The sequence below is a fragment of the Kribbella shirazensis genome (genome assembly GCF_011761605.1).
Taxonomy (GTDB): domain Bacteria; phylum Actinomycetota; class Actinomycetes; order Propionibacteriales; family Kribbellaceae; genus Kribbella; species Kribbella shirazensis.
Map to the genome: position 1 here is coordinate 3,422,474 of NZ_JAASRO010000001.1, position 25,971 is coordinate 3,448,444.

Annotated in this window: 27 protein-coding genes; 12 read left to right on the forward strand and 15 right to left on the reverse strand. The window is 69.5% G+C overall.

Annotation, left to right across the window (positions count from 1 at the left end; all coding sequences use genetic code 11):
- Positions 1-51: 51 nt before the first annotated feature.
- The 13 genes from BJY22_RS16850 to BJY22_RS16910 form a co-directional block, all read right to left on the reverse strand.
- Positions 52-753: a hypothetical protein gene (locus BJY22_RS16850; protein WP_167207862.1), complete on the reverse strand. Its 702-nt coding sequence runs from the start codon at positions 751-753 to the stop codon at positions 52-54.
- 79 nt (positions 754-832) lie between these two features.
- Positions 833-2,401 (reverse strand): precorrin-2 C(20)-methyltransferase, encoded by a 1,569-nt coding sequence (locus BJY22_RS16855; RefSeq protein ID WP_167207864.1) that lies wholly within the window; start codon positions 2,399-2,401, stop codon positions 833-835.
- On the reverse strand, positions 2,401-3,030 hold the full coding sequence (locus BJY22_RS16860) for a precorrin-8X methylmutase (protein WP_167207866.1): 630 nt from the start codon (positions 3,028-3,030) through the stop codon (positions 2,401-2,403). Before BJY22_RS16860 ends, BJY22_RS16855 begins: the two co-directional genes overlap by 1 nt.
- On the reverse strand, positions 3,027-4,208 hold the full coding sequence (locus BJY22_RS16865) for a precorrin-3B synthase (protein WP_337758747.1): 1,182 nt from the start codon (positions 4,206-4,208) through the stop codon (positions 3,027-3,029). The genes BJY22_RS16860 and BJY22_RS16865 overlap by 4 nt, the downstream gene beginning before the upstream one ends.
- Positions 4,209-4,272: 64 nt before the next feature.
- The gene (gene cobF, locus BJY22_RS16870; RefSeq protein WP_167207868.1) at positions 4,273-5,037 is read right to left on the reverse strand and encodes a precorrin-6A synthase (deacetylating); all 765 of its coding nucleotides are present in this window, start codon (positions 5,035-5,037) and stop codon (positions 4,273-4,275) included.
- A gap of 15 nt (positions 5,038-5,052) precedes the next feature.
- A complete protein-coding gene (frdD, locus tag BJY22_RS16875; RefSeq protein ID WP_167207869.1) occupies positions 5,053-5,406 on the reverse strand; it encodes a fumarate reductase subunit FrdD in 354 nt (117 codons plus the stop codon).
- Entirely contained in the window at positions 5,403-5,783 is a 381-nt protein-coding gene (locus BJY22_RS16880; protein WP_167207871.1) for a succinate dehydrogenase/fumarate reductase transmembrane subunit, read from the reverse strand. The genes frdD and BJY22_RS16880 overlap by 4 nt, the downstream gene beginning before the upstream one ends.
- Positions 5,780-6,523, reverse strand: coding sequence for a succinate dehydrogenase/fumarate reductase iron-sulfur subunit (locus BJY22_RS16885; RefSeq protein WP_167207873.1), 744 nt, complete (start codon positions 6,521-6,523; stop codon positions 5,780-5,782). The genes BJY22_RS16880 and BJY22_RS16885 overlap by 4 nt, the downstream gene beginning before the upstream one ends.
- A 2-nt stretch (positions 6,524-6,525) precedes the next feature.
- Positions 6,526-8,268 (reverse strand): fumarate reductase (quinol) flavoprotein subunit, encoded by a 1,743-nt coding sequence (gene frdA, locus BJY22_RS16890; protein ID WP_167207876.1) that lies wholly within the window; start codon positions 8,266-8,268, stop codon positions 6,526-6,528.
- A gap of 2 nt (positions 8,269-8,270) precedes the next feature.
- On the reverse strand, positions 8,271-8,504 hold the full coding sequence (locus tag BJY22_RS16895; RefSeq protein WP_202891147.1) for a hypothetical protein: 234 nt from the start codon (positions 8,502-8,504) through the stop codon (positions 8,271-8,273).
- Positions 8,505-8,589: 85 nt separating this feature from the next.
- Positions 8,590-10,086 carry a glucose-6-phosphate dehydrogenase gene (zwf, locus tag BJY22_RS16900; RefSeq protein WP_167207878.1) on the reverse strand — a complete coding sequence of 499 codons (1,497 nt, stop codon included), beginning with the start codon at positions 10,084-10,086 and terminating at the stop codon, positions 8,590-8,592.
- Between the two features lie 60 nt (positions 10,087-10,146).
- Complete coding sequence (gene pepE, locus BJY22_RS16905; protein WP_167207880.1) at positions 10,147-10,860, reverse strand: dipeptidase PepE; 714 nt, start codon at positions 10,858-10,860, stop codon at positions 10,147-10,149.
- A gap of 23 nt (positions 10,861-10,883) precedes the next feature.
- Positions 10,884-11,684, reverse strand: a complete 801-nt coding sequence (locus tag BJY22_RS16910; protein ID WP_202891148.1) for an IclR family transcriptional regulator domain-containing protein — start codon at positions 11,682-11,684, stop codon at positions 10,884-10,886.
- 98 nt (positions 11,685-11,782) lie between these two features.
- Between BJY22_RS16910 and BJY22_RS16915 the strand changes: the two genes are divergently transcribed.
- The 8 genes from BJY22_RS16915 to BJY22_RS16950 are packed head-to-tail and all read left to right on the forward strand — an operon-like array spanning position 11,783 to position 21,395.
- Entirely contained in the window at positions 11,783-12,790 is a 1,008-nt protein-coding gene (locus BJY22_RS16915) for an ABC transporter permease (RefSeq protein WP_167207881.1), read from the forward strand.
- Positions 12,783-13,661 carry an ABC transporter permease gene (locus tag BJY22_RS16920; protein WP_167207883.1) on the forward strand — a complete coding sequence of 293 codons (879 nt, stop codon included), beginning with the start codon at positions 12,783-12,785 and terminating at the stop codon, positions 13,659-13,661. The genes BJY22_RS16915 and BJY22_RS16920 overlap by 8 nt, the downstream gene beginning before the upstream one ends.
- A gap of 13 nt (positions 13,662-13,674) precedes the next feature.
- Positions 13,675-15,246: an ABC transporter substrate-binding protein gene (locus BJY22_RS16925; protein ID WP_167207885.1), complete on the forward strand. Its 1,572-nt coding sequence runs from the start codon at positions 13,675-13,677 to the stop codon at positions 15,244-15,246.
- A complete protein-coding gene (locus tag BJY22_RS16930) occupies positions 15,243-16,508 on the forward strand; it encodes a M20 family metallopeptidase (protein ID WP_167207887.1) in 1,266 nt (421 codons plus the stop codon). The genes BJY22_RS16925 and BJY22_RS16930 overlap by 4 nt, the downstream gene beginning before the upstream one ends.
- Positions 16,501-18,174 (forward strand): ABC transporter ATP-binding protein, encoded by a 1,674-nt coding sequence (locus tag BJY22_RS16935; protein WP_167207889.1) that lies wholly within the window; start codon positions 16,501-16,503, stop codon positions 18,172-18,174. The genes BJY22_RS16930 and BJY22_RS16935 overlap by 8 nt, the downstream gene beginning before the upstream one ends.
- Complete coding sequence (locus BJY22_RS16940) at positions 18,171-18,839, forward strand: AroM family protein (RefSeq protein WP_167207891.1); 669 nt, start codon at positions 18,171-18,173, stop codon at positions 18,837-18,839. Before BJY22_RS16935 ends, BJY22_RS16940 begins: the two co-directional genes overlap by 4 nt.
- Positions 18,836-20,443: an OPT/YSL family transporter gene (locus BJY22_RS16945; RefSeq protein WP_167207893.1), complete on the forward strand. Its 1,608-nt coding sequence runs from the start codon at positions 18,836-18,838 to the stop codon at positions 20,441-20,443. Before BJY22_RS16940 ends, BJY22_RS16945 begins: the two co-directional genes overlap by 4 nt.
- A 19-nt stretch (positions 20,444-20,462) precedes the next feature.
- The gene (locus BJY22_RS16950) at positions 20,463-21,395 is read left to right on the forward strand and encodes a DUF1177 domain-containing protein (protein WP_167207896.1); all 933 of its coding nucleotides are present in this window, start codon (positions 20,463-20,465) and stop codon (positions 21,393-21,395) included.
- 53 nt (positions 21,396-21,448) lie between these two features.
- On the opposite strand, the gene BJY22_RS16955 is transcribed toward BJY22_RS16950, so the two are convergent.
- Positions 21,449-21,835, reverse strand: coding sequence for a VOC family protein (locus BJY22_RS16955; RefSeq protein WP_167207898.1), 387 nt, complete (start codon positions 21,833-21,835; stop codon positions 21,449-21,451).
- Positions 21,836-21,904: 69 nt separating this feature from the next.
- On the opposite strand from BJY22_RS16955, the gene BJY22_RS16960 reads away from it, so the two are divergent.
- Genes BJY22_RS16960 through BJY22_RS16975 form a run of 4 tightly spaced genes read left to right on the forward strand, consistent with a single transcriptional unit; the run spans position 21,905 to position 24,458 of the window.
- Positions 21,905-22,243 (forward strand): YciI family protein, encoded by a 339-nt coding sequence (locus BJY22_RS16960; protein WP_167207900.1) that lies wholly within the window; start codon positions 21,905-21,907, stop codon positions 22,241-22,243.
- Entirely contained in the window at positions 22,240-23,427 is a 1,188-nt protein-coding gene (locus tag BJY22_RS16965) for a sigma-70 family RNA polymerase sigma factor (protein ID WP_167207903.1), read from the forward strand. The genes BJY22_RS16960 and BJY22_RS16965 overlap by 4 nt, the downstream gene beginning before the upstream one ends.
- An 18-nt stretch (positions 23,428-23,445) precedes the next feature.
- Entirely contained in the window at positions 23,446-24,075 is a 630-nt protein-coding gene (locus tag BJY22_RS16970; protein ID WP_167207905.1) for a maleylpyruvate isomerase family mycothiol-dependent enzyme, read from the forward strand.
- Complete coding sequence (locus BJY22_RS16975; protein ID WP_167207907.1) at positions 24,072-24,458, forward strand: VOC family protein; 387 nt, start codon at positions 24,072-24,074, stop codon at positions 24,456-24,458. Before BJY22_RS16970 ends, BJY22_RS16975 begins: the two co-directional genes overlap by 4 nt.
- On the opposite strand, the gene BJY22_RS16980 is transcribed toward BJY22_RS16975, so the two are convergent.
- A complete protein-coding gene (locus BJY22_RS16980) occupies positions 24,455-25,966 on the reverse strand; it encodes a serine hydrolase (RefSeq protein WP_202891149.1) in 1,512 nt (503 codons plus the stop codon). The two genes, BJY22_RS16975 and BJY22_RS16980, sit on opposite strands and share 4 nt — an antisense overlap.
- Positions 25,967-25,971: the final 5 nt, after the last annotated feature.

Below are 25,971 nucleotides of genomic sequence, written 5' to 3' on the forward strand. Positions count from 1 at the left end.
AGCCCCGTGTCACCTCTCAGGTACCCGGCGAGAAACCGACGTGACGGTTACTCAGAGCAACTCGTCGATGCGATCGTGGTAACGCCTGCCGGCCTTGCCGCCGACGATCGCGAACAGGAGGGTCAGGAGCAGCAGTGCGGCGGCCGCGCCGATGCTGCCGAGCAGCAGGGTGTTGTCGGCCAGTGCGACGTCCGGCCGGTTGATGTCGTCGACCAGGGCGTACTGGCTGTCCAGTACCCAGCCGGCGCCACCTGCGACCACGCTGAGGAGCAGCGCGATCATCCACACCCCGAAGCCCTGCCGTCCGCCGTCGAAGCGGGCCAGCCGGCCGGCGACGTATCCGCCGGTGTAGAAGGCCACCGCCAGCATGAAGACCGTGACACCGGCCGCGGTGAGCAAGGCCGCGCCCGGCTGCGCCTTCGCGTCGCTGGTGGTGTAGTCCAGGATCTCGGCGGTGCCGAACGCGGCCGCGGCCACGGCGGCCATCAGCAGCACCGACATCGAGATCGCGACCAGCCAGCCGAAGAACGCCGCGCCGAACTTGAACCCGCGGTACGACAGCAGCTCCGGATCGACCTCCGCCTCGGCCGCCGGGGGCGGGGGTGTCCGCAGCGGCTGGTCCGGGTCCGGTTTGATCGAGATCGTGCTCATCGCCCGGCTCGCCGCCGCCCGCGCCTCCTCGTATTTCTGCGTGCTCGCGTCGCCTGCGGACGTGGTGATCGTGGCGGTGTCGCCGGGGTACTGCTGACTCATCTCCGCTGGCTCCTCACAGGTCGGCTTCCGGGCGGTCCTTACCCGTCCGCCCCTCAGCTGACACGGTCGAAGGGCGGATTTAACCGACTCCTGGCCTGGTGTCACTCACCGTCGCCGGGTATCGGCGTGGAGTGAAGACCAGGGGGCCGGCCGGGCGGGACACGGTGCGGGTCTGTGAGGAGCCGATCAGGAGCAGACACCGCATGTCAACCGTTTGAGGGTCCAGCTCGGCCAGAGTCGTCACGGTGATCGCCTCTTCCGGACCGCCCACGTCTCGCCCGACAACGACCGCCGTACCGGGGGAGCGGTGCTCCAGCAGCAGGTCCCGTGTTGCTGCCACCTGCCAGGTGCGGGACTTGGAGGCGGGGTTGTAGATCGCAATTGCCAGGTCGGCCTGTGCGGCAGCGGCCAGGCGCTGAGCGATCACCTCCCACGGCTTCAAGCGGTCAGACAGCGACAGCACACAGTAGTCGTGTCCCAGCGGTGCACCGACGCGGCTGGCAACTGCCTGTGCGGCTGTCATCCCGGGCAGCACGCGTACGGCGATATCGGCGTACTCCGGCTCCGCTGCCACCTCAGTCACCGCACTGGCCATGGCGAACACACCCGGGTCGCCGGACGACACCACGACGACGGTGGAGCCCTTGCGGGCCAGGTCGAGTGCGAACGCGGCCCGCTCCGACTCGACGCGGTTGTCCGATCCGTGCTTGCGCTGACGGGCCCGCTCCGGCAGCCGGTCGACGTACGTGGTGTAGCCGATGACGTCGTCCGCCCCGGCGATGGCGGCCCGTACCTCGGGAGTCATCCACTCCGGTCCGGCCGGTCCGAGGCCCACCACCGTGACCGACCCTTCGGTGGCGGTCTTGGTCGTCGGAGCAGTGAACGTGTTGTTGATCGGGCTCGGGAGGAGGGCGAGGGAGAAGTACGGGACCTCGTCCGGGTCGACCTCGTTCAGCGGTGCGGTGCGCTGGGCGTCGGTGGTGGCGCGTTCGACGTACCAGGCCTCGTCGGCGCGTCCGGCCAGTTCGAAGGCCTCGCGGACCCCGGCGAACGTGCGGCCGAGTTTCATCACGGCTGCCGCGTCGGTGGTGCGGAGGCGGTCGGCGAGGACGTCCGGTGGAAGGGTGCCGGGGAGGACGGTGAGGATCTCGTCGCGTTCGCAGAGCGGTCGGCCGAGGACGGCGGCCGCGGCGCTGACCGAGGTCACGCCGGGGACCACCTCGCACGGGTAGCGGTCCGCGAGCCGTTTGTGCATGTGCATGTAGGAGCCGTAGAACAGCGGGTCGCCCTCGGCGAGGACGACGACGTCGCGGCCGGCGTCCAGGTGAGCGGCGAGGCGGGCGGCGCAGTCGGCGTAGAAGTCGTCCATCGCGCCCTGGTACCCGCCGGGGTGGTCGGTCGTCTCCGTGGTGAGCGGGTAGACGAGGTGTTCCTCGACCTGTCCCGGCGTCAGGTACGGCGCGGCGACCGAGCGCGCGATGCTCCGCCCGTGCCGCGCACTGTGGAACGCGATCACGTCCGCGGCCCCGATCAACCGGGCCGCCTTCACAGTCACCAGCTCAGGATCACCAGGGCCCAGCCCGACGCCCCACAGCCGCCCCACCCCACCTGCCGCGCCTGTCGCGTCGGTCGGCGTACCCTCGCCCATCACTCCGCCTCACTCGCGATCGCGTTCACGGCGGCCGCGGTGATCGCGCTGCCGCCTCTCCGTCCTCTGACCACCAGGTAATCCAGCCCCAGCTCGTTCGCCGCCAGAGCCTCCTTCGACTCCGCCGCGCCGATGAACCCGACCGGGATCCCCAGCACGGCCGCCGGACGGGGCCCGCCCGCCGCGATCACCTCGAGCAACCGGAACAGCGTGGTCGGGGCGTTGCCGATGGCAACAACCGCGCCTTCGAGGCGGTCGAGCCACAGGTCGACCGCGGCGGCGCTGCGGGTGGTGCCGAGCTGCTGTGCGAGCTCCACGGTCCGTGGATCCTGCAGCGTGCAGATGACCTCGTTGTCCGCCGGCAACCGTCGCCGCGTGATACCGGCCGCGACCATCTGCGCGTCGCACAGGATCGGCGCCCCGTCCTGGAGGGCGGCGCGGGCGTTCTTGACCACGTTGGGAGACCAGGCCAGGTCGGCGACCAGATCGGTCATCCCGCAGGCGTGGATCATCCGTACGGCGACCTGCGACACGTCGGCCGGCAACCCGTCGAGCGCCGCCTCCGCCCGGATCGTCGCGAACGACCGCCGGTAGATCTCCGCGCCGTCACGCTCGTACTCGTAACTCACACCCGTTCCCCGTCCACCAGATAACCGTCAGTCACCGCAAGAACGTCCACGAAGCCGGCGGCCGGTTTGCCGCACCGCCGCTCACAGCCCGACCAGTGCACCCGCCGCCCGCGACCGAACACCCCGCTCAACCCCCGGCCCGGTCCACCCGCTAGGTCTTCCCCCCGGCTACCCGCTGGGCCCTCCACCGGATCCTCCGCCGGGCGATCCGCGTCCCCGCCCAGCAGCCTGGTTGCGTCCGCTCGCACGTCAGCCAGCGCCTTTGCGCATCCAGGTCGACCCGCACAGTTCGTGACACCTTCCCAGTTCGAGTCCGGGGTCGTGATCAGCCCGACTGCCTCGAGTCCAGCAGCGTCGGCCGGCACCACCACGGACCGCCACGGCGTGATGCGCACCTCTGGCCCTACCTGCGCCAGTGCGGCCGCCTGCTCCTGCGTGAGACTGCCCAGCGGCACCGTGACCACCAGCCCGGCCCCGTGCCGGCCCGCCGTGACCCGTGTCGCGCCTGTCGGCGGCACCTCAGCAGCCTGCAGCCCGAGCCGCGCAAAGATCTGCAACGCGCCCTGAGGAACCTCGGCGATCCGCCACTCCTGGTCGCGCACCTCCAGAAACGCCTCCGCGGCAGCCAGCATCAGCTCAGGAACGACATCCCACTCCACCTGCACACCAAGCGTCCCGAGGCTCAGCAAGGCGATCCGCTCGTCGAGCGCCCGCACTGTCACGTCCGCCCGGAGATCAGCCAGATCCCCGCGCCCGTCGTCCAGCGCGAACAGGAACCGACCAGGCAGGTCAGCGAGCGCGGGGCGGTCGCACAGCGCGCGGTCGAGTGCAGTTACCACCGGGAGTACGTCGTACCGCGACTGCTGGTCCAGACCGGAGAGCGGCGACGCCAGGATGTTCCGCACGCGTTCGTGGGGGAGTGACGGGAGGAGACCGGCCGTGAACAGCCGGTCCGACAGTTCCTGCGGTCCGTGGTCCGTCAGGCCGCGCAGCTGCACGTTGGCGCGGGACGTGAGCTCCAGCCGCCCGTCACCCAGCTCTGCGGCAGCAAGACGCAGTACGTCGAGCTGTGCCGCAGTCAGCCGTCCACCGGGTAGCCGCACTCGCGCGAGACCGCCGTCAGCCGCCTGGTGCACTGCCAGCACACCAGGGCACCGATCGACTTCAGTCCTCGCCACAGCGGTGATGCTACGTGCCCGAACCCTGGTGTGTTCTGGCCCACAGCAGGAACCCGACCGCCGCCTACGACTTTGGTCTGCGTCGGAGCAGGTACGTGTCCATGATCCAGCCCTTGCGGTCGCGGGCCTCGGCGCGGATCTTCTCGATCTCCGCCGCGACCTCCCGCACAGGACCGGAGATCAGGATCTCGTCGGGCGTCCCCAGGTACGCGCCCCAGTAGATGTCGGCGTCCTGGTCGAGATGCTCGGTGAACGCGGTCTGCGCGTCCAGCATCACCACCACGTCGTCCACACCAGCGGGCCATTCGCGCGCCAACCGCCGCCCGGTGGTGATCTGGATCGGGCGACCGACCTGGTTCAGCCCGACCCGGTGCCGCGCGGCGAGCGTCGACACGCTGCTGATCCCGGGAATCACCTCGACCGAGAATGCGAGCTCACCCCGCGCGAGGATGTCGTCCAGGATCGCCAGCGTGCTGTCGTACAGCGACGGATCGCCCCACACCAGGAACGCGCCGACCTGGTCCTCGCCCAGCTCGGCCGCGATCATCCCCGCGCACACGTCCGCCCGGCGCCGCCGCCAGTCGTCGACGGCCTCGACGTACGCCGAACTCGTCCGGTCCCGCTCCGGGTCCCGGCCGACGACGACACGGTAGTCCTTCGAAGTCGCGTACCGGCGCAGGATCTCCGATCGCAGGTCGACCAGCTCCTGCTTGACCTCGCCCTTGTCCAGCACGAAGAACACGTCGACCCGGTTGAGCGCCGACACCGCCTGCATCGTCACCTGCTCCGGATCACCCGCACCGACACCGATGACCACAATCTCCCGCATGGGGCGCAGCCTATGTCAGACCGTCAGCAGCAGTCCGGCTGCGATGACGGAGCCCACAACGGCGCCGCCGTAGCACAGGACCACGATAGGTACGGCGTAGCGCTTCAGTTGCAGCCCGTCGTACAAGGTGTAGCGAAAGCGGTGAGCCCAGTGGAACAACGCCAGCACGCACAGGCCGAACAGCACCAGGCGGGTCAGCGGATTGTGCACTACGGCATACAGGTGGGCATGGGATGGTGCCGACAGCAGGCCGAGGGGGAACGCAAGGCCGAACAGGAACAGCAGGATCGGCACCATCAGCGCGGCCACCATTCCACCGGAGCTGAACAGCATCCACAGGAAGGGTTCGGGGGAGCGGCGGTGGTTCATCGCAGCACCAGCCACGCGACGGCACCCGACAACACCAACCAGGCCAGGTAGTGCGCGGCAACGATCTGCCGCGGCGGCACCCGGAGGCCGCGCACCTTGATCACCATCGCTCGCGGTGCCAGACCGAACCAGGTCACCACATGCAGCAGCACGAACAGCATCGCGACCACATTGATCGCGACCATCCACCACTGCCCACTCCAGTCGAGGAAGCGCTGGTACGACGCCGCGCCGTCGCTGATCGCATTCACCAGCAACAGCAGGAACACCACGAACCACGCCACGAAGACGCTACTGAGCTCACGCAGGACGAACACGACATACGAACGGCGTTCCAGCCACCAGAACAGGTGAATCGGCCGCTGATAGACGCTCACCGCTTGCTCCGCGGCATCAGCAGGTCCTTGATCGACTGCGTCGCGGCGGTCAGCTTGTAGCGCTGGATCGCTCCGGCCGGATCCACGCCCTTCGGGCACACCGCACTGCATTCGCCGACGAACGTGCAGGCCCAGATCCCTTCGGGCGACGACAGTACCGCGCGACGCTCGTCGGCACCCTCGTCGCGTGAGTCGAGGTTGTAGCGCTGGGCCAGGGCGATCGCCGCCGGGCCGAGGAAGTCCGGTTCGAGGCTGTAGACAGGGCAGGCCGAGTAGCACAGCATGCAGTTGATGCACATGCTGAACTGCTTGTACTCGTCCAGTTCCTCCGGCGTCTGCAGGTACTCACCTTCCTCGACGGGGCTGTGCACGTCCCGGACCAGCCACGGCGTGACCTTCGGCAGCTTGGTCATGAAGTCGTCGATGTCCACCACGAGATCGCGGAGGACCGGGAAGTTCCGCAGCGGCTCGACGCGGATCGGGCCGGGCGCGTAGTCGGTGAGGAAGGTGGCGCAGGTCAGCTGTGGTTCGCCGTTCACCGTCATGCCGCAACTGCCGCAGATCCCCATCCGGCACGACCACCGGAACGACAGTGTGCCGTCCAGCTGGTCCTTCACGTACGTGAGACCGTCCAGAATCGCCCAGTGCTCTCGCAGCGGGACCTGGTACGACTGCAGCACCGGCTCGGTGTCGACCCCCGGCCGGTAGCGCGCGACTTCCAGCGTGATCTCGTCAGCCATCGCTACCTCCCGTACACCCGTTCTCCCGGCGGCCATCGGGTGATCGTCACCGGGAGATATGTCACTCGGCTGGTTCCGTCGGGTTCGCGCCGTACCAGCGAATGCGCCAGGAAGCGCTTGTCGTCGCGGGCCGGGAAGTCGGTCCGCTGGTGCGCGCCGCGCGACTCCTCCCGGAGTACCGCGCAGGCGATGATGCTCTCGGCAACATCCAGCATGAACCCCAGCTCCAGCCACGCGATCAGCTCGGTGTTGAAGTTCGCGCTGTGGTCGTCGATCGCCGCGTGCTGGAAGCGCAGCCGTAGCTCCGCCAGCTCGTGCGCGGCCTTGGCCAGCGAGTCGCCGTCCCGGTAGATCCCGGCGCCGTTCTCCATCGTGGTCTGCATCTCGGTCCGGATGTCGGCGATCCGCTGGTGCCGCTCGGCGCGCCGGCCCAGCTCCGTCGCCAGCCGGCGCTCCTCGTCCCGGCCCAGCGCGAGGATCGACGGCGGCACGGCGCGGTGGTAGCGACCCGCGAACACAGCGGCGGCCCGGCCGGCCCGGTTGCCGAAGACCAGGCACTCCGGCAACGAGTTCGACCCCAGCCGGTTGGCGCCGTTGATGCTGACACAGGCCACCTCGCCGGCGGCGTACAGGCCGTCGAGCGACGTCGCCCCGCGGATGTCGGTGTGGATCCCGCCCATCATGTAGTGCACGACCGGACGCACCGGGACGAGCTCGTGCACCGGGTCGATGTTCTGGTACTTGGAGCACAACTCCCGGACGAACGGCAGCTTGGCGTCGATCAGCTCCGCGCCCAGGTGCCGCAGGTCGAGGTTGACGACGGGTCCGTACGGCGTGTCGATCGTGCGGCCCTTCTCCATCTCGTGCACGAAGGCCTGCGACAACCGGTCGCGCGGTCCGAGTTCCATGTTGCGCAGTACCGGCTCCTGCGTCGGCTTGCCGAGGTCGTAGTCCTGCAAGTACCGGTAGCCGTCCTTGTTGAGCAGCCAGCCACCTTCCGCCCGCGCCGCCTCGGTGATGAGGATGCCGGTGAACGGCAGGCCCGTCGGGTGGTACTGCACGAATTCCATGTCCTTCAGCGCCGCGCCGGCCCGGTAGGCGAGGGCCATGCCGTCGCCGGTCTTGATGTTCGCGTTGGTCGTGAACGGGAAGACGCGACCACAGCCGCCGGTGCACACGATCACCGCGTTCGCCGTGATGGTCTCGACCCGTCCGGTCGCCAACTCGATCGCGACCACGCCGTACGCGCGTCCGTCGTCGACGAGGAGCTTCGTCACGTACCACTCGTCGTACCGGACGATGTCCGAGTAGGAGAGCGCGGTCTGGAAGAGCGTGTGCAGCAGATGGAAGCCGGTCCGGTCGGCGGCGAACCAGGTGCGCTTCTTCTTCATGCCGCCGAACGCGCGGACGGCGATCTTCCCGTCCGGCTGCCGGCTCCAGGGGCAGCCCCAGTGCTCGAGCCGGAGGAGCTCACGAGGAGCCTCGGCGACGAACGCCTCGACCGCGTCCTGGTCGCACAGCCAGTCGCTGCCTGACACGGTGTCGTACGCGTGCTCGTCCAGCGTGTCGTCCGGTCCGGCCACGCCCGCGGCACCACCTTCGGCGGACACCGTGTGGCTGCGCATCGGGTAGACCTTGGAGATCACCGCGACCCGCAGTGCCGGGTTGGTCTCGGCCACCGCGATGGCAGCTCTCAACCCGGCACCGCCGCCTCCGACGACCACCACGTCGTGATAGCTCGCCATGGCTAGGCTTCGTGATCGCCGCTGTGCTCGTCCATCAGCACTTTGCCGTCGTGCCGCACAGTCTGGATCCGGACGCTGCCGTCGTGGAACTCGTGCCGCATCTGCCGGCACCCACAGGCGAACAGCACGTCGTCGAGCCGGAAGCCCTCGAAGTCGTCTTCCTGGCTGCGATCGGCATCTCCCAGGCGCCCACACGGTGCCCGTTCCCCGGTGAGATGCGTCTTGGTCCCCGTCATTCGCCCACCTCCTCGCCCTCCGAGGTGTTCGTGACTTACGTCACACCCTCGATAGTGCGCCTTGGCCGGGCAGGACGGCAATGGGTTACTGCTTGGCCTGTCGCCACTCACGCTCGAAGGGGAGCCGCCAGGCGCGCGGTGCGATCAGCTGGTGGATCGCGTTCGGCCCCCAGGTGCCGGGCTGGTACGGCCTGGCCGGCGGCGGGTCCTCGAGCAGCGGCGCGGACCGTTCCCACAGCGACTCGATGCCCTCGGCGGTCGTGAACAGCGTGTGATCCCCGCGCATCGCGTCGAGGATCAGCCGCTCGTACGCCTCCAGGACGTCGCCCGCGCTCTCGGTCTCCTGTGTGGAGAACTGCATCGACAGCTTCTCCAGCCGCATGCCCGGCCCGGGACGCTTGCCGTAGAACGACAGCGACACCCGGGACGAGTCGGCGAGGTCGAAGGTCAGGTGGTCCGGGCCCTCGGAGCCGACACCGGAGCCGGCCGGGAACATCGTCTTCGGCGCCTCCTTGAAGGCGATCGAGATGATCCGCTGGCCCTCGGCCATCTTCTTGCCGGTGCGCAGGTAGAACGGCACGCCGGCCCAGCGCCAGTTGTCGATCTCGACCTTCAGCGCGATGAACGTCTCGGTGTCGGAATCCGGCGCGACGCCGTCCTCGGTGCGGTAACCGGAGTACTGCCCGCGGACCACGTCGCCGGGATGGATCGGCAGCATCGACCGGAAGACCTTGTTCTTCTCCTCCGAGATCGCCCGCGGTTCCAGGGCGGTCGGCGGCTCCATCGCGACGAACGACATCACCTGCATCAGGTGCGTGACCACCATGTCCTTGAACGCGCCGGTCGGCTCGTAGAAGGTGGCCCGCTGGTCCAGGCCGAGCGACTCCGGGATGTCGATCTGCACGTGGTCGATGAAGTTCCGGTTCCAGATCGGCTCGAACAGGCCGTTCGCGAACCGGAACGCGAGGATGTTCAGCGCCGCCTCCTTGCCCAGGAAGTGGTCGATCCGGAAGATCTGCGCCTCGTCGAACGTCTCGTGGACGAAGTCGTTCAGCTCGATCGCACCGGCCAGGTCGTCGCCGAACGGCTTCTCCATCACCACCCGGGCCCGCTCCACCAGATCGGCGTCGCGGAGCATCGCGATCACCGCCTGGGCCGCCTTCGGGGGCACCGACAGGTAGTGCAGCCGCCGCGAGTCCGGGCCCAGCAGCTCCTCGGCCGCCTTCACCGCGGTCGCGAGCGCGTCCGGCCCGGCCGTCACCGGCACGTACTCGAGCCGCTCGGCGAACTGTGCCCACTGCTCGTCCGTCATCTGGTGCGTGCCGAAGGTCTCGACCGCCTGCCGCGCCCGGTCCCGGAACTCGTCACAGCTGAGGTCCTCGGTCGCGGTGCCGATGATCCGCACGTCCGGCGCGAACTTCGACTGCTGCAGGTACGCCAGACCGGGCAGCAGCTTGCGCTTCGCGAGATCACCGGTGGCGCCGAACAGCACGATCACGTGCGGCGCCAACGGCTCCGGATCCCGCCGCGACGGCCGCGACCCGGGTGCCGGATACGCAATGGTCTGAGTACGGTCTGGCATGCAGTCCTCCCGAGGACACCACCGGAGCCAACGGCCCGAGTCTAGGCACTCGGGAGTTGACTACTCGTGTACGTCGAAACGCGCGGTGATCCGCAACAATTCCGAAAGATCCGTACCGCCCGCGACCTCCGCCGGCTCCGACCCGCGCCGGAACAACCGGGCACCCGCGGGGATCCCGCCGAGCGTCAGCGTGTCCGTACGACGACGCAGCCAGGTGCCCTCGCGGATCCCGAGCACCGGTACGTCGTTCTCCTCGAGGAACTCGGTGATCCGCCGCTCGCGGGTCTCGCCCTGATGGGTCGACGACGGATCCGGATCCAGGTAGTGCGGGTTGATCTGGAACGGCACCAGCCCGAGTGCCTCGAACGACGGCGGCTGCACGATCGGCATGTCGTTCGTGGTCCGCACACTCGGCCCCGCGAGGTTGGTCCCCGCGCTCGATCCGACGTACGGCGTGCCCGCCCGGACCCGCTCGCGGATCACGTCGAGGTCGCCGCTGAGCTGCAGCGTCCGCAGCAACCGGAACGTGTTGCCGCCGCCGACGAAGATCGCGGCCGCCTCGCGCAGTGCGTCCCGCGCGGTGTGGGCGCCCGTGACACGGACGCCGAGCGGCTCCAGCGCGGTCCGCACCTGCTCGGTGTAGCCGTCGTGGTCGGCGAGCGCATAGGGCACGAACACGACCTCGTCGGTCAGGACCTCGGCCAGTACGTCGAGCGCGTGCTCGAGGTACTTGCGACCAGGCGCGGTGGAGTTCGAGAGCAACAGCAGTTCCACGGGTTCTCCTTGTCCGGAAGGGATCAGCGGCGCCGGGTGCGGGCCGCGGGGGTGCGGTGGGCGAGCAGGTTGCTCAGCTCTTCGGTTGCCTCCAGCAACCGAGGGACATAGTCCCGGATGTCGCCGGGCACCTCCTCGTTCTTGCCCTCGACAACGGTCAGCGAGCCGATCGGGCGTCGGCCGAGCCGGACCGGCGCGGCGATCGCCCGGGTCGCGGCGTCGTACTCGCCGTCGGAGAACGCCCAGCCGGTCTGCACGGTCTCCTCGAAGACCGTTTCGAGTGCGGCCTCGTCGACCTCGGTGAGATCGGTGAACCGCGCGAACGGACGCCCGGACAGCAGCGCCCGGCGCTCGTTGCGGTCGATGAAGGCGAAGTACGCACGCGACGTCGCGCCGGCGTGCGCGGGGTAGAGGTCCCCGACCAGCGGATGACTGCGCAGCGGACCGCTGCCGCCGTCGACCGCGGCGATGCACCGGACGTGGAAGCCGTCCGGGATCGTGAACGTGGCGGTCCGCTCCGTGTCCTGTGCGAGCCGCACCAGGACGCCGTCGGCCAGCGCGGCGAGCCCGCCGGTGCGCTCCCACAACGCCGCCATCCGCCACATCGTCGGGCCGAGGCTGTACCGGCGGGTGATCGGATCCGGCCGCAGGAACCCGCGGAACGCCAGCGCGGCCAGCAGCCGCTGCGCCGAGGACTTGTCGATGCCGAGCTCGTCCGCGAGCTCCATCACGCCCCAGTCGCGACGCTGCTCGGAGTAGGAGATCAGGATCTGCAGCGCCCGGTCCACGGTCTGCAGCGGTGATCGCACATCGTCAGGATCCACGCGGAGAACGGTAGCGCAGCGTCGCGAATATCGAATCCGTCTCTCATATAACGGGAAGTCGTTGCAGATGTCGCAGCTTCTCCTCGACTCTCTTCCGCATGAACCTCGTCCTGCGCCGCGTGGCCGCGATGGCGCCCGCGCTGATCGGCGTCGTGGTGTGCATCTTCGTGCTCACCCGGGTGCTGCCCGGCGACCCGGCCCGGACGCTGGCCGGCGACCAGGCCGACCCGAGCGTGGTGGCGAAGATCCGCACCGACATGGGCCTCGACCAGCCGCTGCACGTCCAGCTGGTCCGGTACTTCTCCGACCTCCTGCACGGTGACCTCGGCTTCGCCTGGCACACCGGTCACAGCGTCACGTCCGACTTCGCCTCCCGGCTGCCGGCCACGATCGAGCTCGCGCTCGTCGCGCTGCTGATCGCGCTCCTGGCCGGCATCCCGCTCGGGGTGATCAGCGCGACCCGCCGGGACCGGCCGGTCGACCACGCGGGCCGGGTGTTCTCGCTGCTCGGCGCGTCGATGCCGCTGTTCTGGCTCGGCCTGATGGTGATCGTGGTGTTCTACAACCAGCTCGGCTGGGCGCCCGCGCCGCTCGGCCGGGTGGCCGAAGGTGTGAACCCGCCGACCCACCTCACCGGGCTCTACGTCCTGGACTCGCTCCTGACCGGCGACCTGGTGGCGCTGCGCTCGTCGCTGTCGCACATCATCTGGCCGGCACTCTGTTTGGCCACCGGCAGTACGGCGATCATCGCGCGGATGACCCGGTCCGCGATGCTCGAGGTGATCGGCCAGGACTACGTGCGGACGGCGGTCTCGAAAGGCCTGAAGCCGTCGGTCGTCACCCTCAAGCACGCGCTGCGGAACGCGGCCCCGGTGATCGTCACGGTGTCCGGCCTGCAGTTCGGTCAGTTGATGGGCGGCGCGGTGATCACCGAGACGGTCTTCACCTGGCCGGGTATCGGGTCGTACGTCGTGCAGTCCGTGCTGGCCACCGACTACGCGCCCGTCCAGGCGTTCACGCTGCTCGCCGCGGTCGTCTACCTGGCGGCGAACCTCGTCGTCGACCTCGTCAACGCCCGCCTGGACCCGAGGATCGCCGATGCCTGACACCGCTCTGAAGATGCCTGACACCGCCCTGAAGCCGCAGACGACCGTCCGCCTGCTGCTGCGCAACCGCCTCGCCGTCGTCGGTCTGGTGTTCGTCGCGCTCTGGACCCTCGGCGCGCTGCTGTCCGGCCTGTCGCCGTACGGCGCGTCGCAGCCGGGCGCCGGTGAGCTGCTGCAAGGTCCGTCGTTCGCGCACCCGTTCGGCACCGACAACTTCGGTCGCGACATCCTCACCCGGGTGCTGGCCGGCGGCCGGATCTCGCTGTGGACAGGGCTGATCGCGATCGCGATCTCGCTGCTGGTCGGCGTACCGCTCGGCGCCTTCGCCGGGTTCGTCCGCGGCCGGGCCGGCGGGCTGGTGATGCGGCTGATGGACATGCTGCTGGCGTTCCCGTCGCTGGTGCTCGCGATGGCGATCGCGGCGGCGCTCGGGCCCGGCATGGTCAGCGCGATGATCGCCGTCGGCATCGTCGGGATCCCGGAGTTCGCCCGGATCGTGCACGGCCAGACGCTGTCGCTGCGGGAGCGCGACTTCGTCGAGGCGGGGCACGCGATCGGGCTGCCCGGCCGCAGCATCCTGATCCGGCACATCGTGCCGAACGCCCTGGCGCCGATCCTCGTCCGGGCAACCCTCGGCATGGGGTACGCGATCCTCACCGCCGCGTCGCTGAGCTTCATCGGCCTCGGCGCGCAGCCGCCCGACCCCGAGTGGGGCGTGCTGATCTCCGACGGCCGCGGCTACATCATCAGCGGCGAGTGGTGGATGACCACCTTCCCCGGCCTCGCGATCGCCACCTCGATCCTCGGCTTCAACCTGCTCGGCGACGGCCTCCGGGACGTCCTCGACCCGCGCCTGCGGACCAGCAAATGACAAGGAGATCTGCATGAAGCGGACAGTTCTCGCCATCGCCGCCGCGGCGGCCCTCGCGGTGTCCGGCTGTGCCGCGAACGCGAACAGCAACGGTGGCGGCAAGGAGGACGCCGGCGACACCCTGGTCGCCGCGTACTCCGAAGGCGGCAAGACGCTCGACCCCGCCGAGGCCAACGACGTCACCTCGGACACGTTCGTGGTCGCGGCCTACGACCAGCTGGTCACCTACGGCCGCACCGAGGTCGACGGCAAGCCCAAGGCGAAGACCGACGAGATCGTGCCGATGCTGGCCGAGTCCTGGCAGGCGAGCGCGGACATCACGTCGTACACCTTCAAGCTCCGGGCCGGCGCGAAGTTCCAGAACGGGTCACCGGTCACCGCGGACGCGGTGGTGAAGTCGTTCGCGCACATCAAGGCGTCGAGCTCGGCGAGCTTCCTGTACAAGATGGCCGGGATCGCCAAGGTCACGAAGGTCGACGAGCACACGGTGAAGATCGACCTGACCGCGCCGAACCACCTGTTCCTGCAGATCCTGCCGATGTACTCGTTCTCGATCATCGACATGGACACGGTGGCGAAGAACGGCGGGGCGAAGTGGCTGGCCACCAACACCGCCGGCTCGGGGCCGTACTCGATCACCAAGTGGGACCCGGCCACCGAGGCCTCGATGACCCGCAACGACGGCTACTGGGGTGACAAGCCGAAGCTGCGCCAGGTGAGCGTCAAGTTCATCGCCGAGGCGTCGAACCGCGTCCAGCTGCTGCGCAAGGGCGAGGTCGGCCTGGCCCTCGAGGTGCCGCCGAAGGACGTCCAGTCGCTGAAGTCGGCCGACGGTGTCGTGATCGACTCGCGGGCCAGCAACAAGATCCTGTTCTTCGCGATGAACAACAACATCAAGCCGTTCGACGACCCGCGGGTCCGGCAGGCCGTGTCGTACGCGATCCCGTACGAGAAGCTGCTGAACGACGTGATGAAGGGCGAGGCGTCGCCGATGAAGTCCGCGGTGGCAAGCTCGACACCGGGCTTCAGCGACGCCGGCTACACCTACAAGCACGACCTGGACAAGGCCCGTGCCCTGCTCGCGGAGGCCGGCCTGTCCAAGGGCTTCAGCTTCGACTTCACGCTCGGGTCCGGGTTCGACGACTGGAACGACGACGCGGTGCTGATCCAGGCCGAGCTGGCCAAGATCGGCGTCACGATGAACATCAAGAAGATGGCGCGGCCGCAGTTCCTGGAGGCGCTGGAGACGAAGAAGGTGCAGTCGTACATCACCCGCTGGACGTCGTTCGTGAACGACCCCGGCTACCACCTCGGCCTGCTGCTCACCAGCCAGGGCTCGAGCAACTACGCCAACTTCTCCGACCCGGTGGTGGACAAGGCCTGGCAGCAGGCCGCGACCGAGCCGGACGTTGCCAAGCGCAACAAGCTGTACGGCGAGGCGCAGCAGTCGATCAACACGAAGTCGCCGTGGGCGTACCTGTACGAGTACAACATCGTGGTCGCACACCGGGCCGGTATCGACGGCTACACGTCGTACCCCGACGGCATCGTCCGCTTCGTCCAGCTGAGCGGAACCACCAAATGAGCTGGGAGCAGCAGGTCCTCGACGAGATCGACCGGACCGCGGACGAGCTGATCGAGCTGGCCGGCGACCTGATCCGGATCCCGAGCGAGAACCCGCCGGGCGACTGCACGGAGGTCGGCGAGTTCATCGCCGCCGTCCTGCGCAAGGCCGGTGTCGAGGTCGACGTTCTCGACGCCGGGCAGGGCCGCCTGAGCGTGGTGTCGCACCAGGGCCAGGCGGGTGATCGTCACCTGGTGCTGGCCGGCCACTCGGACGTCGTACCGGTCGGTGACGTGAGCCGCTGGAGCTTCCCGCCGTTCGCCGGTGACGTCGTCGACGGGTACCTGCGCGGCCGCGGCGCCAGCGACATGAAGGCCGGTCTCGCCGGCGTGATCCACGCGTACGTCGTGATGCACCGGCTCGGCGTACCGCTGAACGGGCGGCTGTCGCTGGCCGCCGTACCGGACGAGGAGGCCGGCGGGCCGCTCGGCGCGGACTGGCTGCTCGACCAGGGCGTGCTGGACGGCGCGACCGGCGCGGTGATCGCCGAGCCGGCCGAGCGGACGCATCCGACGATCGGGCAGAAGGGCAGCAACTGGTTCCGGCTGACGGTGTCGGGGCGGCCCGGTCACGGCAGCCTGCAACCGCTGCACGGGACCAACGCGAACCTGCAGGCGGCGAAGGCGATCCTCGCCCTGCAAGGGCTGTGGGAGATGGTTCCGGACGCGCCGGCCGACGTCCGGGAGCTGATCGAGCGGTCGAAGGTGTTCGCCGAGGAGCGTGAGGGGTACGCGCCCGGGATCGGTGCGGTCTTCGACCACGTGACGATCAACGTCGGCAAGGTGACCGGCGGCAGCGCCACCAACGTGGTCGCCGACACCTGCGTGGTCGAGATCGACACCCGGGTCCCGATCGGGCTCAGCCGGGCGCAGGTGCTGGCGCGGGTCGACGAGCTGCTCGCCGAGGCGGGCGTCGAGGCGACCGTGGAGCCGCTCGGATTCCGCAGCGAGCCGAACTGGACGCTGCCCGACGACCCGATCGTGGTCGAGCTCGTCGGCGCGCTCAGCGACCTCACCGGTGAACCGGCCGAGGGCGTGCTGCAGTGGGCGTCGTCGGACGCGCGGACGTTCCGCAGCCACGGGATTCCGGTGCTGCAGTACGGTCCGGCCGAGCTGTCCACGATCCACGGCTTCGACGAGCGTGCGCCGGTCGCGGACGTCGTACTGGCCGCGAAGACGTACGCGTCGACGACGATCCGCTACCTCGGGGTCCGCGATGACTGACCTGCTGAAGATCACCGACCTGACCGTGCGGATCGACACCTCGCGCGGCCCGATCACGCCGGTCCGCGACGTCAGCCTCAGCATCCCGCGGGGCAAGATGCTCGGACTGGTGGGGGAGTCGGGCAGCGGCAAGAGCGTCACCGCGATGACGATCACCCGCCTGCTGCCGCGGCGATCGGTGCACGTGACCGGCGGCCGGATCGAGTTCGACGGCCGCGACCTGACCCAGTTGTCGGACCGGTCGCTGCGGGCCGTACGCGGCAAGGAGATCGCGACGATCTTCCAGGAGCCGATGACCGCGCTGAACCCGGTGCTGACCATCGCCGACCAGATCACCGAACCGCTGCGGATCCACCTCGGAATGTCCCGCCGGCAGGCGGCGGACCGTGCGGCGGAGCTGCTCGACATGGTCGGCATCCGCGACACCCGGCGTGTACTGCGGGACTATCCGCACCAGCTGTCCGGCGGCATGCGGCAGCGCGTGATGATCGCGATGGCGATGTCGTGTGAGCCCAAGCTGCTGATCGCCGACGAGCCGACGACCGCGCTCGACGTCACCACCCAGCTGCAGATCCTCGACCTGGTGACCGACCTGCAGCAGAAGCACGGCACGTCGGTACTGCTGATCACCCACGACCTCGGAGTGGTCGCGCAAACCTGTGACGAGGTCACCGTCATGCACGACGGGCAGGTTCAGGAGACCGCGCCGGTCGAGCAACTCTTCGAGGCGCCGCAGGCGGACTACACCAAGCGGCTGCTCAGCTTCCTGCCGTCGAACCAGGAGCGGTCGCGTACCGCTCGTCCGTCCGAAGGGCCTCCGCTGCTGGAGGTGTCTGACCTGGTCAAGGTGTTCCCGGGCCGGCGGCGGCGCGGACGGCGTACCGAATCCCTCACCGCGGTGGACGGCGTGAGCTTCAGCGTCGCACCGGGCCGGACGCTCGCGATCGTCGGGGAGTCCGGATCGGGCAAGTCGACGACCGGGCGGGCGGTGCTGCGGTTGCACGAGCCGACGTCCGGATCGGTCAGCTTCGACGGCGTCGACCTGTTGGCGCTGCCCGCCGAGGAGCTGCGGGCGATGCGATCGCGGATGCAGATCGTCTTCCAGGACACCTACGCGTCACTGGATCCGCGCTGGACGATCCAGCGCACGCTCGCCGAGCCGCTGCGCCTGCACACCGACCTCGACGCCGCCGGGATCCGTGAGCGCCTGGTCGAGGTGATGGAGCTGGTCGGGTTGGAGGCCGATCACCTCGAGCGCTTCCCGCACGAGTTCTCCGGTGGTCAGCGGCAGCGGATCGGGATCGCCCGCGCGTTGCTGCTGAATCCGTCGCTGGTCGTCTGCGACGAGCCGGTGTCCGCGCTCGACGTGTCGGTGCAGGCGCAGGTGCTGGAGTTGATGAGAGACCTGCAGGAACGGCTCGGGTTGACGTACGTCTTCATCACGCACGACCTGTCCGTGGTGCGGCTGATCGCCGACGACGTTCTCGTGATGAGCCGTGGCAAGGTCGTCGAGCGGGGCACCGTGGACGAGGTCTTCGCCGCTCCGAAGCATCCGTACACCAGGGCCCTGCTGGCCGCCGTGCCGTCCGCCGATCCTCGCGCGCGGCTCGACCGGGCCGAGCGCCGCGAACTCGTCGAAGCCGGAACGAAGGAGGCCGTCGCATGAGTGTTCTGGGTGTGGTCACGATCGGGCAGTCGCCGCGCAGCGACATGGTCCCGGAGATGATCGAGTGGCTGCCGGCCTCGGTCGAGGTCCGCGAGCGCGGCGCGCTGGACGGTCTGGGTACGGCGGAGATCGCGGCGCTCGCGCCCGAACCGGGGGACGAGACGCTGACCACCCGGCTCCGCGACGGCTCGTCCGTCGTGATCGGCCGGGCCGGGATCCTGCCGCGGCTGCAGGCGGCGATCGACCTCCTCGAGGAGGACGGTGCGGACGTCGTACTGATCGTCTGCACCGGTGAGTTCCCTCCGTTCCGGCACAGCCGTCCGTTGCTGCTCGCCGGGCCGTTGCTGACGGCGGGGTTGTCCGCGCTCGCGGGCGACTCGCTCGTCGGCGTGGTCTGCCCGCTCGCGGAGCAGGAGCAGCAGTCGTACGAGAAGTTCGCGCACCTCGAGCAGAAGATCAAGGTGGCCTGGGCGACGCCGTACCAGCCGGGAACTTCCGAGCTGGCGTCCGCTGCGCGGAAGCTGGCCGAGGAGGGCGCGCAGCTGCTGGTGCTCGACTGTATGGGCTACACGCAGGAGCATCGGGAGACAGCTGCGGCCGCGTCCGGTCTGCCGGTGGTCTTGTCCCGTTCGGTCGTCGCACGACTTACTGCGGAGCTGACATGACCCAATCCTCAAGATCACAGCCTACTCAGTCGCCAACGAAGCATCCGCGGACGTTCGAGCCGGCCACGCTCGTCCTGCTGGTGCTCTGCGCCGGGGTCGGGTCGGTCATCGGCCTGCAGATCATCACGACGCTGGGCGTGACGCCGAACACCGCCCTGATCGGCGTCCTGGTCGCGATCGCGCTCAGCCGGGTGCCGCTCGCCGTACTGCGTCCGTTCCGGTCGGTGCACCGGCAGAACCTCGTCCAGTCGACGATCTCCACCGCGACCTTCGCGGCGGCGAACTCGCTGCTGCTGCCGATCGCGATCCCGGTCGTGCTCGGCCGCCCCGGACTGGTCTGGCCGATGCTGATCGGCGCCGGGCTGGCGATGCTGATCGACTTCGTGATGCTCTACTGGCTGTACGACTCCAAGGTCTTCCCCGGTGCGGCCGCCTGGCCGCCGGGAGTCGCCGCGGCCGAGGCGATCAAGGCCGGTGACGAGGGCGGCAAGCGGGCCCTTCTGCTCGGCGCGGGGACGGCGGTCGGTCTGGCCGGATCCTGGCTCGGCGTACCGATGTCGGCCTTCGGCGTCGCGTTCATCGGCAACGTCGTCGCGCTGACCATGTTCGGGGTCGGGCTGTTGGCACGGGGCTACAGCGCGGACGTCTTCGGGGTCAACATCGCCGAGATCTACCTGCCGCACGGTCTGATGATCGGAGCCGGCGTGGTCGCCCTCGCCCAGGCGCTGGTGGTGGTCGCGCGGGGTCGGCGCAAGGACGCCGAGCAGCCGGCCGAGACGTCGTACACCCGTGACGACGCCACCGTCGGGCGCGGCCTCGGGCGGGGATTCGCGCTGTACGTCGGCGCGGCGGTGCTGCTCGCGGTGACCGGGGGACTGATCGGCGACCTCGGTCCGGGCCGGCTGGTGCTCTGGGTGCTGTACGCCGCGGTGTCGTGCATCATCGCGGAGTTCATCGTCGGGTTGTCGGCGATGCACTCCGGGTGGTTCCCGTCGTTCGCGACGTCGCTGATCTTCCTCACCATCGGGATGCTGCTCGGGTTCCCGGCGATCGCGCTGGCGTTGCTGGTCGGGTTCATCGCGGCCGGCGGGCCGGCGTTCGCCGACGCGGGGTACGACTTCAAGGCGGGCTGGTTGCTGCGCGGCCGGGGAGCGGATCCGGCGTTCGAGTTGGCCGGCCGGCGCCAGCAGCTGTTCGCCGGACTGATCGGGATGGCCGTCGCCGCCGCCGTCGTCGCGCTGACGTACCGCGTGTACTTCGACCGCGACCTGTTCCCGCCGATCGTGCAGGTCTACGCCAAGACGATCCAGGCCGGGGTGGATCCGGGGCTGATCGGGAAACTGCTGCTCTGGGCGGTGCCCGGCGCGATCATCCAGCTGCTCGGCGGCCCGAAGCGGCAGATGGGCATCCTGCTCGCGACCGGCACGCTGATCGTCAACCCGATCGCCGGCTGGACCGTGCTGGCGGGGATCGTCCTGCGGATCGCGTACCGGCGCTGGAAGGGCGCGGACGCGGAGTCGCAGATGACGATCGCCGCGGCCGGCTTCATCGCCGGCGACGCGCTGTGGGGTTTCGGCAACAGCGTCTTCAAGACCAAGTTCTGACATCAATTGGGAGATACATATGCCATGGCGTGAAGTTCTCGATCTGTACGACGTCCTCGACGACGCCTCCGCATCGGGGGAGGCCGTTGCCGCTTGGCTGCGGAAGAACGGTGTCGACGACGTCAGCGTGACCACGGTGAAGGGCGACAAGGGCAGCACGGACTTCGTGCGCGCTGTCATCCCGGGCAGTCGTGGCCGGAGCGCCGGTGGCGACGCGCCGACGCTCGGCGTGATCGGCCGGCTCGGCGGGCTGGGCGCGCGGCCGGAACGGATCGGGTTCGTGTCCGACGGCGACGGGGCGCTCGTGGCGCTGGCCGTCGCCGGCAAGCTCGGCTCGATGCTGCGCCGCGGCGACCAGCTGCCGGGTGACGTGATCGTGGCGACGCACGTCTGCCCGGACGCGCCGACCCGGCCGCACGACCCGGTCCCGTTCATGGACTCGCCGGTGGACCTGGCCGCGATGAACGAGCACGAGGTCGAGCAGGCGATGGACGCGGTGCTCTCGGTGGACACCACCAAGGGCAACCGGATCGTCAACCACCACGGGTTCGCGATCTCGCCGACGGTCAAGGAGGGCTGGATCCTGCGCGTCAGCGAGGACCTGCTCGAGCTCGCGTCGCAGGTCAGCGGGCGGCTCCCCGCCGTACTGCCGCTGACGATGCAGGACATCACGCCGTACGGGAACGACGTCTACCACGTGAACTCGATCCTGCAGCCGTGTACGGCGACCAGCGCACCGGTCGTCGGCATCGCGATCACGACCGAGACCGCGGTGCCGGGCTGCGGCACCGGGGCGACCGACCTGGCCAGTGTCGAGTCGGCCGCCCGGTTCTGTGTCGAGGCCGCGAAGAGCTACGGCGCCGGCGACTGCGAGCTGTTCGACGCCGCGGACTTCGACCGCCTCACCACCCGCTACGGCTCGATGCAGCACCTCCAGACCATGGGCAGCTGACCCTGCTGACAGGTGCTGACAGGTGCTGACAGGTGCCGGCAGTCCGCGCGCGGTCAGCCGGCCGCCGCGGTCTGCCACAGGCCGAGGACGTTGCCCTCCGGGTCCTTGAAGTACGCCGCGAAGCCCATGTCGCCGACGGACAGCTTCTCCCCGACCCGCTCACCGCCGAGGCTCTCGATGGTCTTCCACGCCGCGTCGATGTCGGTCACGTCGATCGTCAGCACCGGCCGGGTCAGTTCCTCGGTGCGCCGGAACATCCCGCCGTTGATGAAGCCCGGTTCGGCCGGCATCTGCTGCTCGTCCACCGGCCCGGTGGACACCATCGTGTAGTCCAGCTCGGGCATCTCCATCAGGTTCCACCCGAACGCCTCGCGGTAGAACGCCCGTGCTCGCTCCGCGTCGTCGTACGGAACCTCGAAGTGCACGATCCTGTTCGTCATCGCCTGTCCCTCCCTGGGAGTCCTTGCCACGTTCCTTGCCGCCGACGCTAGACCTGCGAGGATGAGGCGGTGAAGTACTTGCTGATGATCTGTGGCGACGAGTCGGCCGCGGCGCACGCCAACGACGGGTGCGGTGGCTGGTCGGAGGAGATGGAGGCTCGTGGGGTGGTGGCCGGTGGAGCGGGGTTGCGGCCGCCGGACGAGGCCACCACGGTACGGGTGCGGGAGGGCGAGCTGCTGCTGACCGACGGGCCGTTCGCGGAGACCAAGGAGCAGATCGGTGGGTTCGTGCTGATCGACTGCGCGGACCTGGACGAGGCGGTCGAGATCGCGGCGAAGCACCCTGCGGCCGGCTACGGCACGATCGAGATCCGGCCGGTGTGGGAACCACCACCAGGGGTCGTGTGACCTTCGAGGAGATCTACCGGCAGGAGTGGGGCCAGGTGGTCGCCACCCTGATCCGGCTAACCGGTGACTGGGACCTGGCGGAGGAGTGTGCGCAGGAGGCGTTCGCCGCGGCCCTGCAGCGGTGGCCGATCGACGGCGTACCGGATCGGCCCGGTGCCTGGCTGACCACGACCGCGCGCAACCGGGCGATCGACTGGCTGCGCCGGGAGGCGGTCGGCGCGCAGAAGCTCCGGGAGCTGGCCGCGACACCGGCCGAGTCGGACCCGGCGTACGACGTACCGGACGACCGGCTGCGGTTGATGTTCACCTGCTGCCATCCCGCACTGGCGATGGAGGCGCGGGTGGCGCTGACGCTGCGGACGCTGGCCGGTCTGAGTACGGCGGAGATCGCGCGGGCGTTTCTGGTACCGGAGACGACCATGTCGAAGCGGCTGACCCGGGCGAAGCAGAAGATCCAGCACGCAGGCATCCCGTACCGCGTCCCGCCCGCACACCTCCTGCCGGAGCGGACACCCGCCGTCCTGGCAGTGCTGTACCTGCTGTTCAACGAGGGGTACTCCGACGTCGTACGGAGCAATCTGAGTAGTGAAGCGATCAGACTGGCCAGACTGCTCGTGCAGCTCATGCCGGAGGAACCAGAGGCCGCTGGCCTGCTCGCACTGATGCTGCTGCACGATGCGCGCCGGGACGCGCGCTTGGCGCCCGACGGCGCTCTCGTCACGCTCGACGATCAGGACCGCACCCGGTGGGACCGCGCGCAGATCACCGAAGGCACCGAGGTGCTGGACTCGGCCCTCCAGCGTGGCGTCCCCGGTCCGTACCAGGTGCAGGCTGCCGTGGCCGCCTGCCACGCCACCGCCCGTACCGCTGCGGACACGGACTGGTCGCAGATCGCCTCCCTGTACGCCCAGCTCCCGCAGACCCCGGTCGTCGCACTCAACCGCGCTGTAGCGATCGGCATGGCGGACGGCCCGGCTGTGGGCCTCCGTCTCGTCGACGAGCTGGCCGCAGGTCCGTTGACCGGCTACCACCTCCTCCCGGCCACCCGCGCCGACTTCCTCCGCAGGCTGGAACGCTGGTCCGAGGCGGCAGCGGCGTACCAGCAAGCCCTGGCCCTGGCCACAACAGACGCCGAGCGCCGCTATCTGGAAAAAAGATTGCGAGAGGTGTCTGTCCGGAGCTGACCCGTTCGTCGGTGGGGCATGACGGATATCAGAACCGCTGTGGCGGGTGAACGGGGCGAGCTGGCGGAACTGCTGGCCGGACTGCCGGAGACGGACTGGGACAGACCGACACTGTGTGACGGCTGGCGAGTGCGCGAGCTGGTCGCGCACATCACCATGCCGTACCGGATCACGATGCCGCGGCTCCTGGCCGGACTGGTCCGGGCCGGGGGGAGCTTCAACCGGTACGCCGACCGGCAGGCGCGGCGGGACGCGGCGGACCTGACGCCGGCCCAGCTGGTCGCCTGCCTGCGTGAGAACGTGAACCACTCCTGGAAACCACCGGGAGACGGCTACGAGGGAGCGCTGTCGCACGACGTGATCCACGGCCTGGACGTGACCGTTGCGCTGGGCATCGACCGCCAGGTGCCGCTCGAGCGGCTACGGATCGTCCTCGGTGCGCTCAAGCCGCGTCAGGCCAAGTACTTCGGGGTGGACCTGGCCGGCGTACAACTCCGAGCCACAGACCTCGACTGGTCCTACGGCACCGGCGAACCGCTGACCGGCACCGCCCAGGACCTCCTGCTGGTCCTGTGCGGCCGCACCCTCCCACCGAACCACCTGTCCGGTCGCGACGCCGACCGCTTCACCGCTGGAGTGACCCGATGATCATCAGCCTCCCGATCGAGGACCGGCCGCGCTCGTACGCGTTCTACCAGGAGGCCCTCGGCCTGACGCCGGTCGGCGAGCTGGCCGAGGACGGCATCCCGGAGCCGCTGCAGTTCCAGCTCGCCGACGGCGTCACGATGATGCTGATTCCGACCGAGGGCTTCGGCTGGGTGCTCGGCGACCAGCCTGCCGCGCCGTACGGGCAGAGCGAATGCATCCTCAGCGTGCGCGCCGACAGCGAGGAGGCTGTCGACGCGCAGACCGCCAAGGCGCTTGCCGCCGGAGCAGTGCAGGTCACGGAGCCGACGCGCAAGCCGTGGGCCTATTTCGCCACGTTCACCGACCCCGACGGTCACCTGTGGATGATCACCACCACTGACTAGAGCCTGCGGTGGCTGAAGGTGGTTGCACGGTGGGTGCCTGACGGGTGGAAGCGGAACAAGCGACCGCCGTACCGGAGCCATTCGACCTGACCGCCGTTGCCGCGGACGAAGTTGGCGCGGGTGTGAGTGGGCGTGCCGTCCGGGTTCAGCGCGAGGACGAAGTCCTTGCGGTAGAAGGCGAACCGGAACATCGCCTGTCCGCCCACACTCGCGACCAGTTCGCCGTCGTCGGCGGTGACGTCCAGCCCGATCTGCTCCGGTTTGCCGTCGAACCCGAGCTGCTGCGCGACGTACGAGCCGGTGTACTCCGCCAGCCGACGCGGCGGCAGCTCCCGCGGTACGGCGGGCAGGTTGCTGACACCCGCGAACTCCTGCAGCGCCCAGTCGTCCGCGAACAGCTCCGCCACCAGCGACGGCCCGCTCTCCGAGTTGGTCAGCAACGTGATGGCGAAGTCCCGCTGCGGTACGAAGAGGAAGCCGGAGTGCTGACCTGACCAGTCACCGCCGTGCTGCACCACGGTCGGCCCCTGAGCCGTCGGACGCAGCATCCAGCCGACACCGACGCCGTTCAGCTCGACGAACAACGTGCCGCCGGGGCCGGGGTTCGACTGCATGGCGAGTCGGCCACGATCGCTGAGCAGATGGGGGAGACCCCGGTGCCCGAGGTGGTACCTCGCGTACCGGAGCTGGTCGCATGCGCTCGAGATCAGCCCGCCGGCCGCGTGCAGGCTCCGCGGCATCGCGTCGAACGACGGCTCGACGACAGCCTTGCCGTCGACCACGTTGTGCGACGCGGCCACGCTGAACCCGTCGACCTCGCTGCGGAAGAACCGGCTGTGCGCCAGCTCGAGCGGGTCGATGACCAGCTCCCGTACGGCGGTCTCGTACGGCTTCCCGTACACGACCTCGAGGACCCGGCCCGCGACCCCGATCGCCGCGTTGTTGTACGAGAAGACCTTCCCGAGCGGGGTGAGCTGCGGGACCTTCGTCATGTTGGCGACGTACTTCGCGAGCGCGTCGTCGCCGTCACCGGTGTCCTCGAAGTAGTCGCCCTGCCAGCCCGCCGAATGGTTCAGCAACTGCCGCACGGTCACCCGGGCCGCCACCGACGGGTCGGTCGTCGCGAAGTCCGGCAGGTACGCGCGGACCGGCCGGTCCAGGCTGATCCGGCCGCGCTCGGCCAGCCGCATGATCGCGGTCGCGGTGAACGTCTTGCTGGTCGACCCGATCCGGAACACGGTGTCGGCGGACACGGCCTCGCCGGTGTCCACGCTGGTGACCCCGAAGCCGCGGACGTACTCGCGGCCGCGGTACCAGACGCCGAGCCCGGCACCGGGGATCGCGTACTTCGCCATCCCGGCCTCGATCTTCTCGGCCAGCCGGCCGATCGCGGCGGGTTCCCGGACGAGCCCTGTGGCCCGGGCGGCCGCCGAGGGCAGAGTGGGGAGGGCGGCCAGCGGTACGGCGGCCGCCGCGGACTTGAGCACGGTACGACGAGTGAGCGACACGTCAA

Coding starts and splice junctions, on each gene's coding strand:
- BJY22_RS16850 (WP_167207862.1), bottom strand. CDS start 753: ATGAGTCAGCAGTACCCCGGCGACACCGCCACGATCACCACGTCCGCA.
- BJY22_RS16855 (WP_167207864.1), bottom strand. CDS start 2,401: ATGGGCGAGGGTACGCCGACCGACGCGACAGGCGCGGCAGGTGGGGTG.
- cobF (WP_167207868.1), bottom strand. CDS start 5,037: ATGCGGGAGATTGTGGTCATCGGTGTCGGTGCGGGTGATCCGGAGCAG.
- frdD (WP_167207869.1), bottom strand. CDS start 5,406: ATGAACCACCGCCGCTCCCCCGAACCCTTCCTGTGGATGCTGTTCAGC.
- BJY22_RS16885 (WP_167207873.1), bottom strand. CDS start 6,523: ATGGCTGACGAGATCACGCTGGAAGTCGCGCGCTACCGGCCGGGGGTC.
- frdA (WP_167207876.1), bottom strand. CDS start 8,268: ATGGCGAGCTATCACGACGTGGTGGTCGTCGGAGGCGGCGGTGCCGGG.
- BJY22_RS16895 (WP_202891147.1), bottom strand. CDS start 8,504: ATGACGGGGACCAAGACGCATCTCACCGGGGAACGGGCACCGTGTGGG.
- zwf (WP_167207878.1), bottom strand. CDS start 10,086: ATGCCAGACCGTACTCAGACCATTGCGTATCCGGCACCCGGGTCGCGG.
- BJY22_RS16915 (WP_167207881.1), top strand. CDS start 11,783: ATGAACCTCGTCCTGCGCCGCGTGGCCGCGATGGCGCCCGCGCTGATC.
- BJY22_RS16920 (WP_167207883.1), top strand. CDS start 12,783: ATGCCTGACACCGCTCTGAAGATGCCTGACACCGCCCTGAAGCCGCAG.
- BJY22_RS16925 (WP_167207885.1), top strand. CDS start 13,675: ATGAAGCGGACAGTTCTCGCCATCGCCGCCGCGGCGGCCCTCGCGGTG.
- BJY22_RS16930 (WP_167207887.1), top strand. CDS start 15,243: ATGAGCTGGGAGCAGCAGGTCCTCGACGAGATCGACCGGACCGCGGAC.
- BJY22_RS16935 (WP_167207889.1), top strand. CDS start 16,501: ATGACTGACCTGCTGAAGATCACCGACCTGACCGTGCGGATCGACACC.
- BJY22_RS16940 (WP_167207891.1), top strand. CDS start 18,171: ATGAGTGTTCTGGGTGTGGTCACGATCGGGCAGTCGCCGCGCAGCGAC.
- BJY22_RS16945 (WP_167207893.1), top strand. CDS start 18,836: ATGACCCAATCCTCAAGATCACAGCCTACTCAGTCGCCAACGAAGCAT.
- BJY22_RS16950 (WP_167207896.1), top strand. CDS start 20,463: ATGCCATGGCGTGAAGTTCTCGATCTGTACGACGTCCTCGACGACGCC.
- BJY22_RS16955 (WP_167207898.1), bottom strand. CDS start 21,835: ATGACGAACAGGATCGTGCACTTCGAGGTTCCGTACGACGACGCGGAG.
- BJY22_RS16970 (WP_167207905.1), top strand. CDS start 23,446: ATGACGGATATCAGAACCGCTGTGGCGGGTGAACGGGGCGAGCTGGCG.
- BJY22_RS16975 (WP_167207907.1), top strand. CDS start 24,072: ATGATCATCAGCCTCCCGATCGAGGACCGGCCGCGCTCGTACGCGTTC.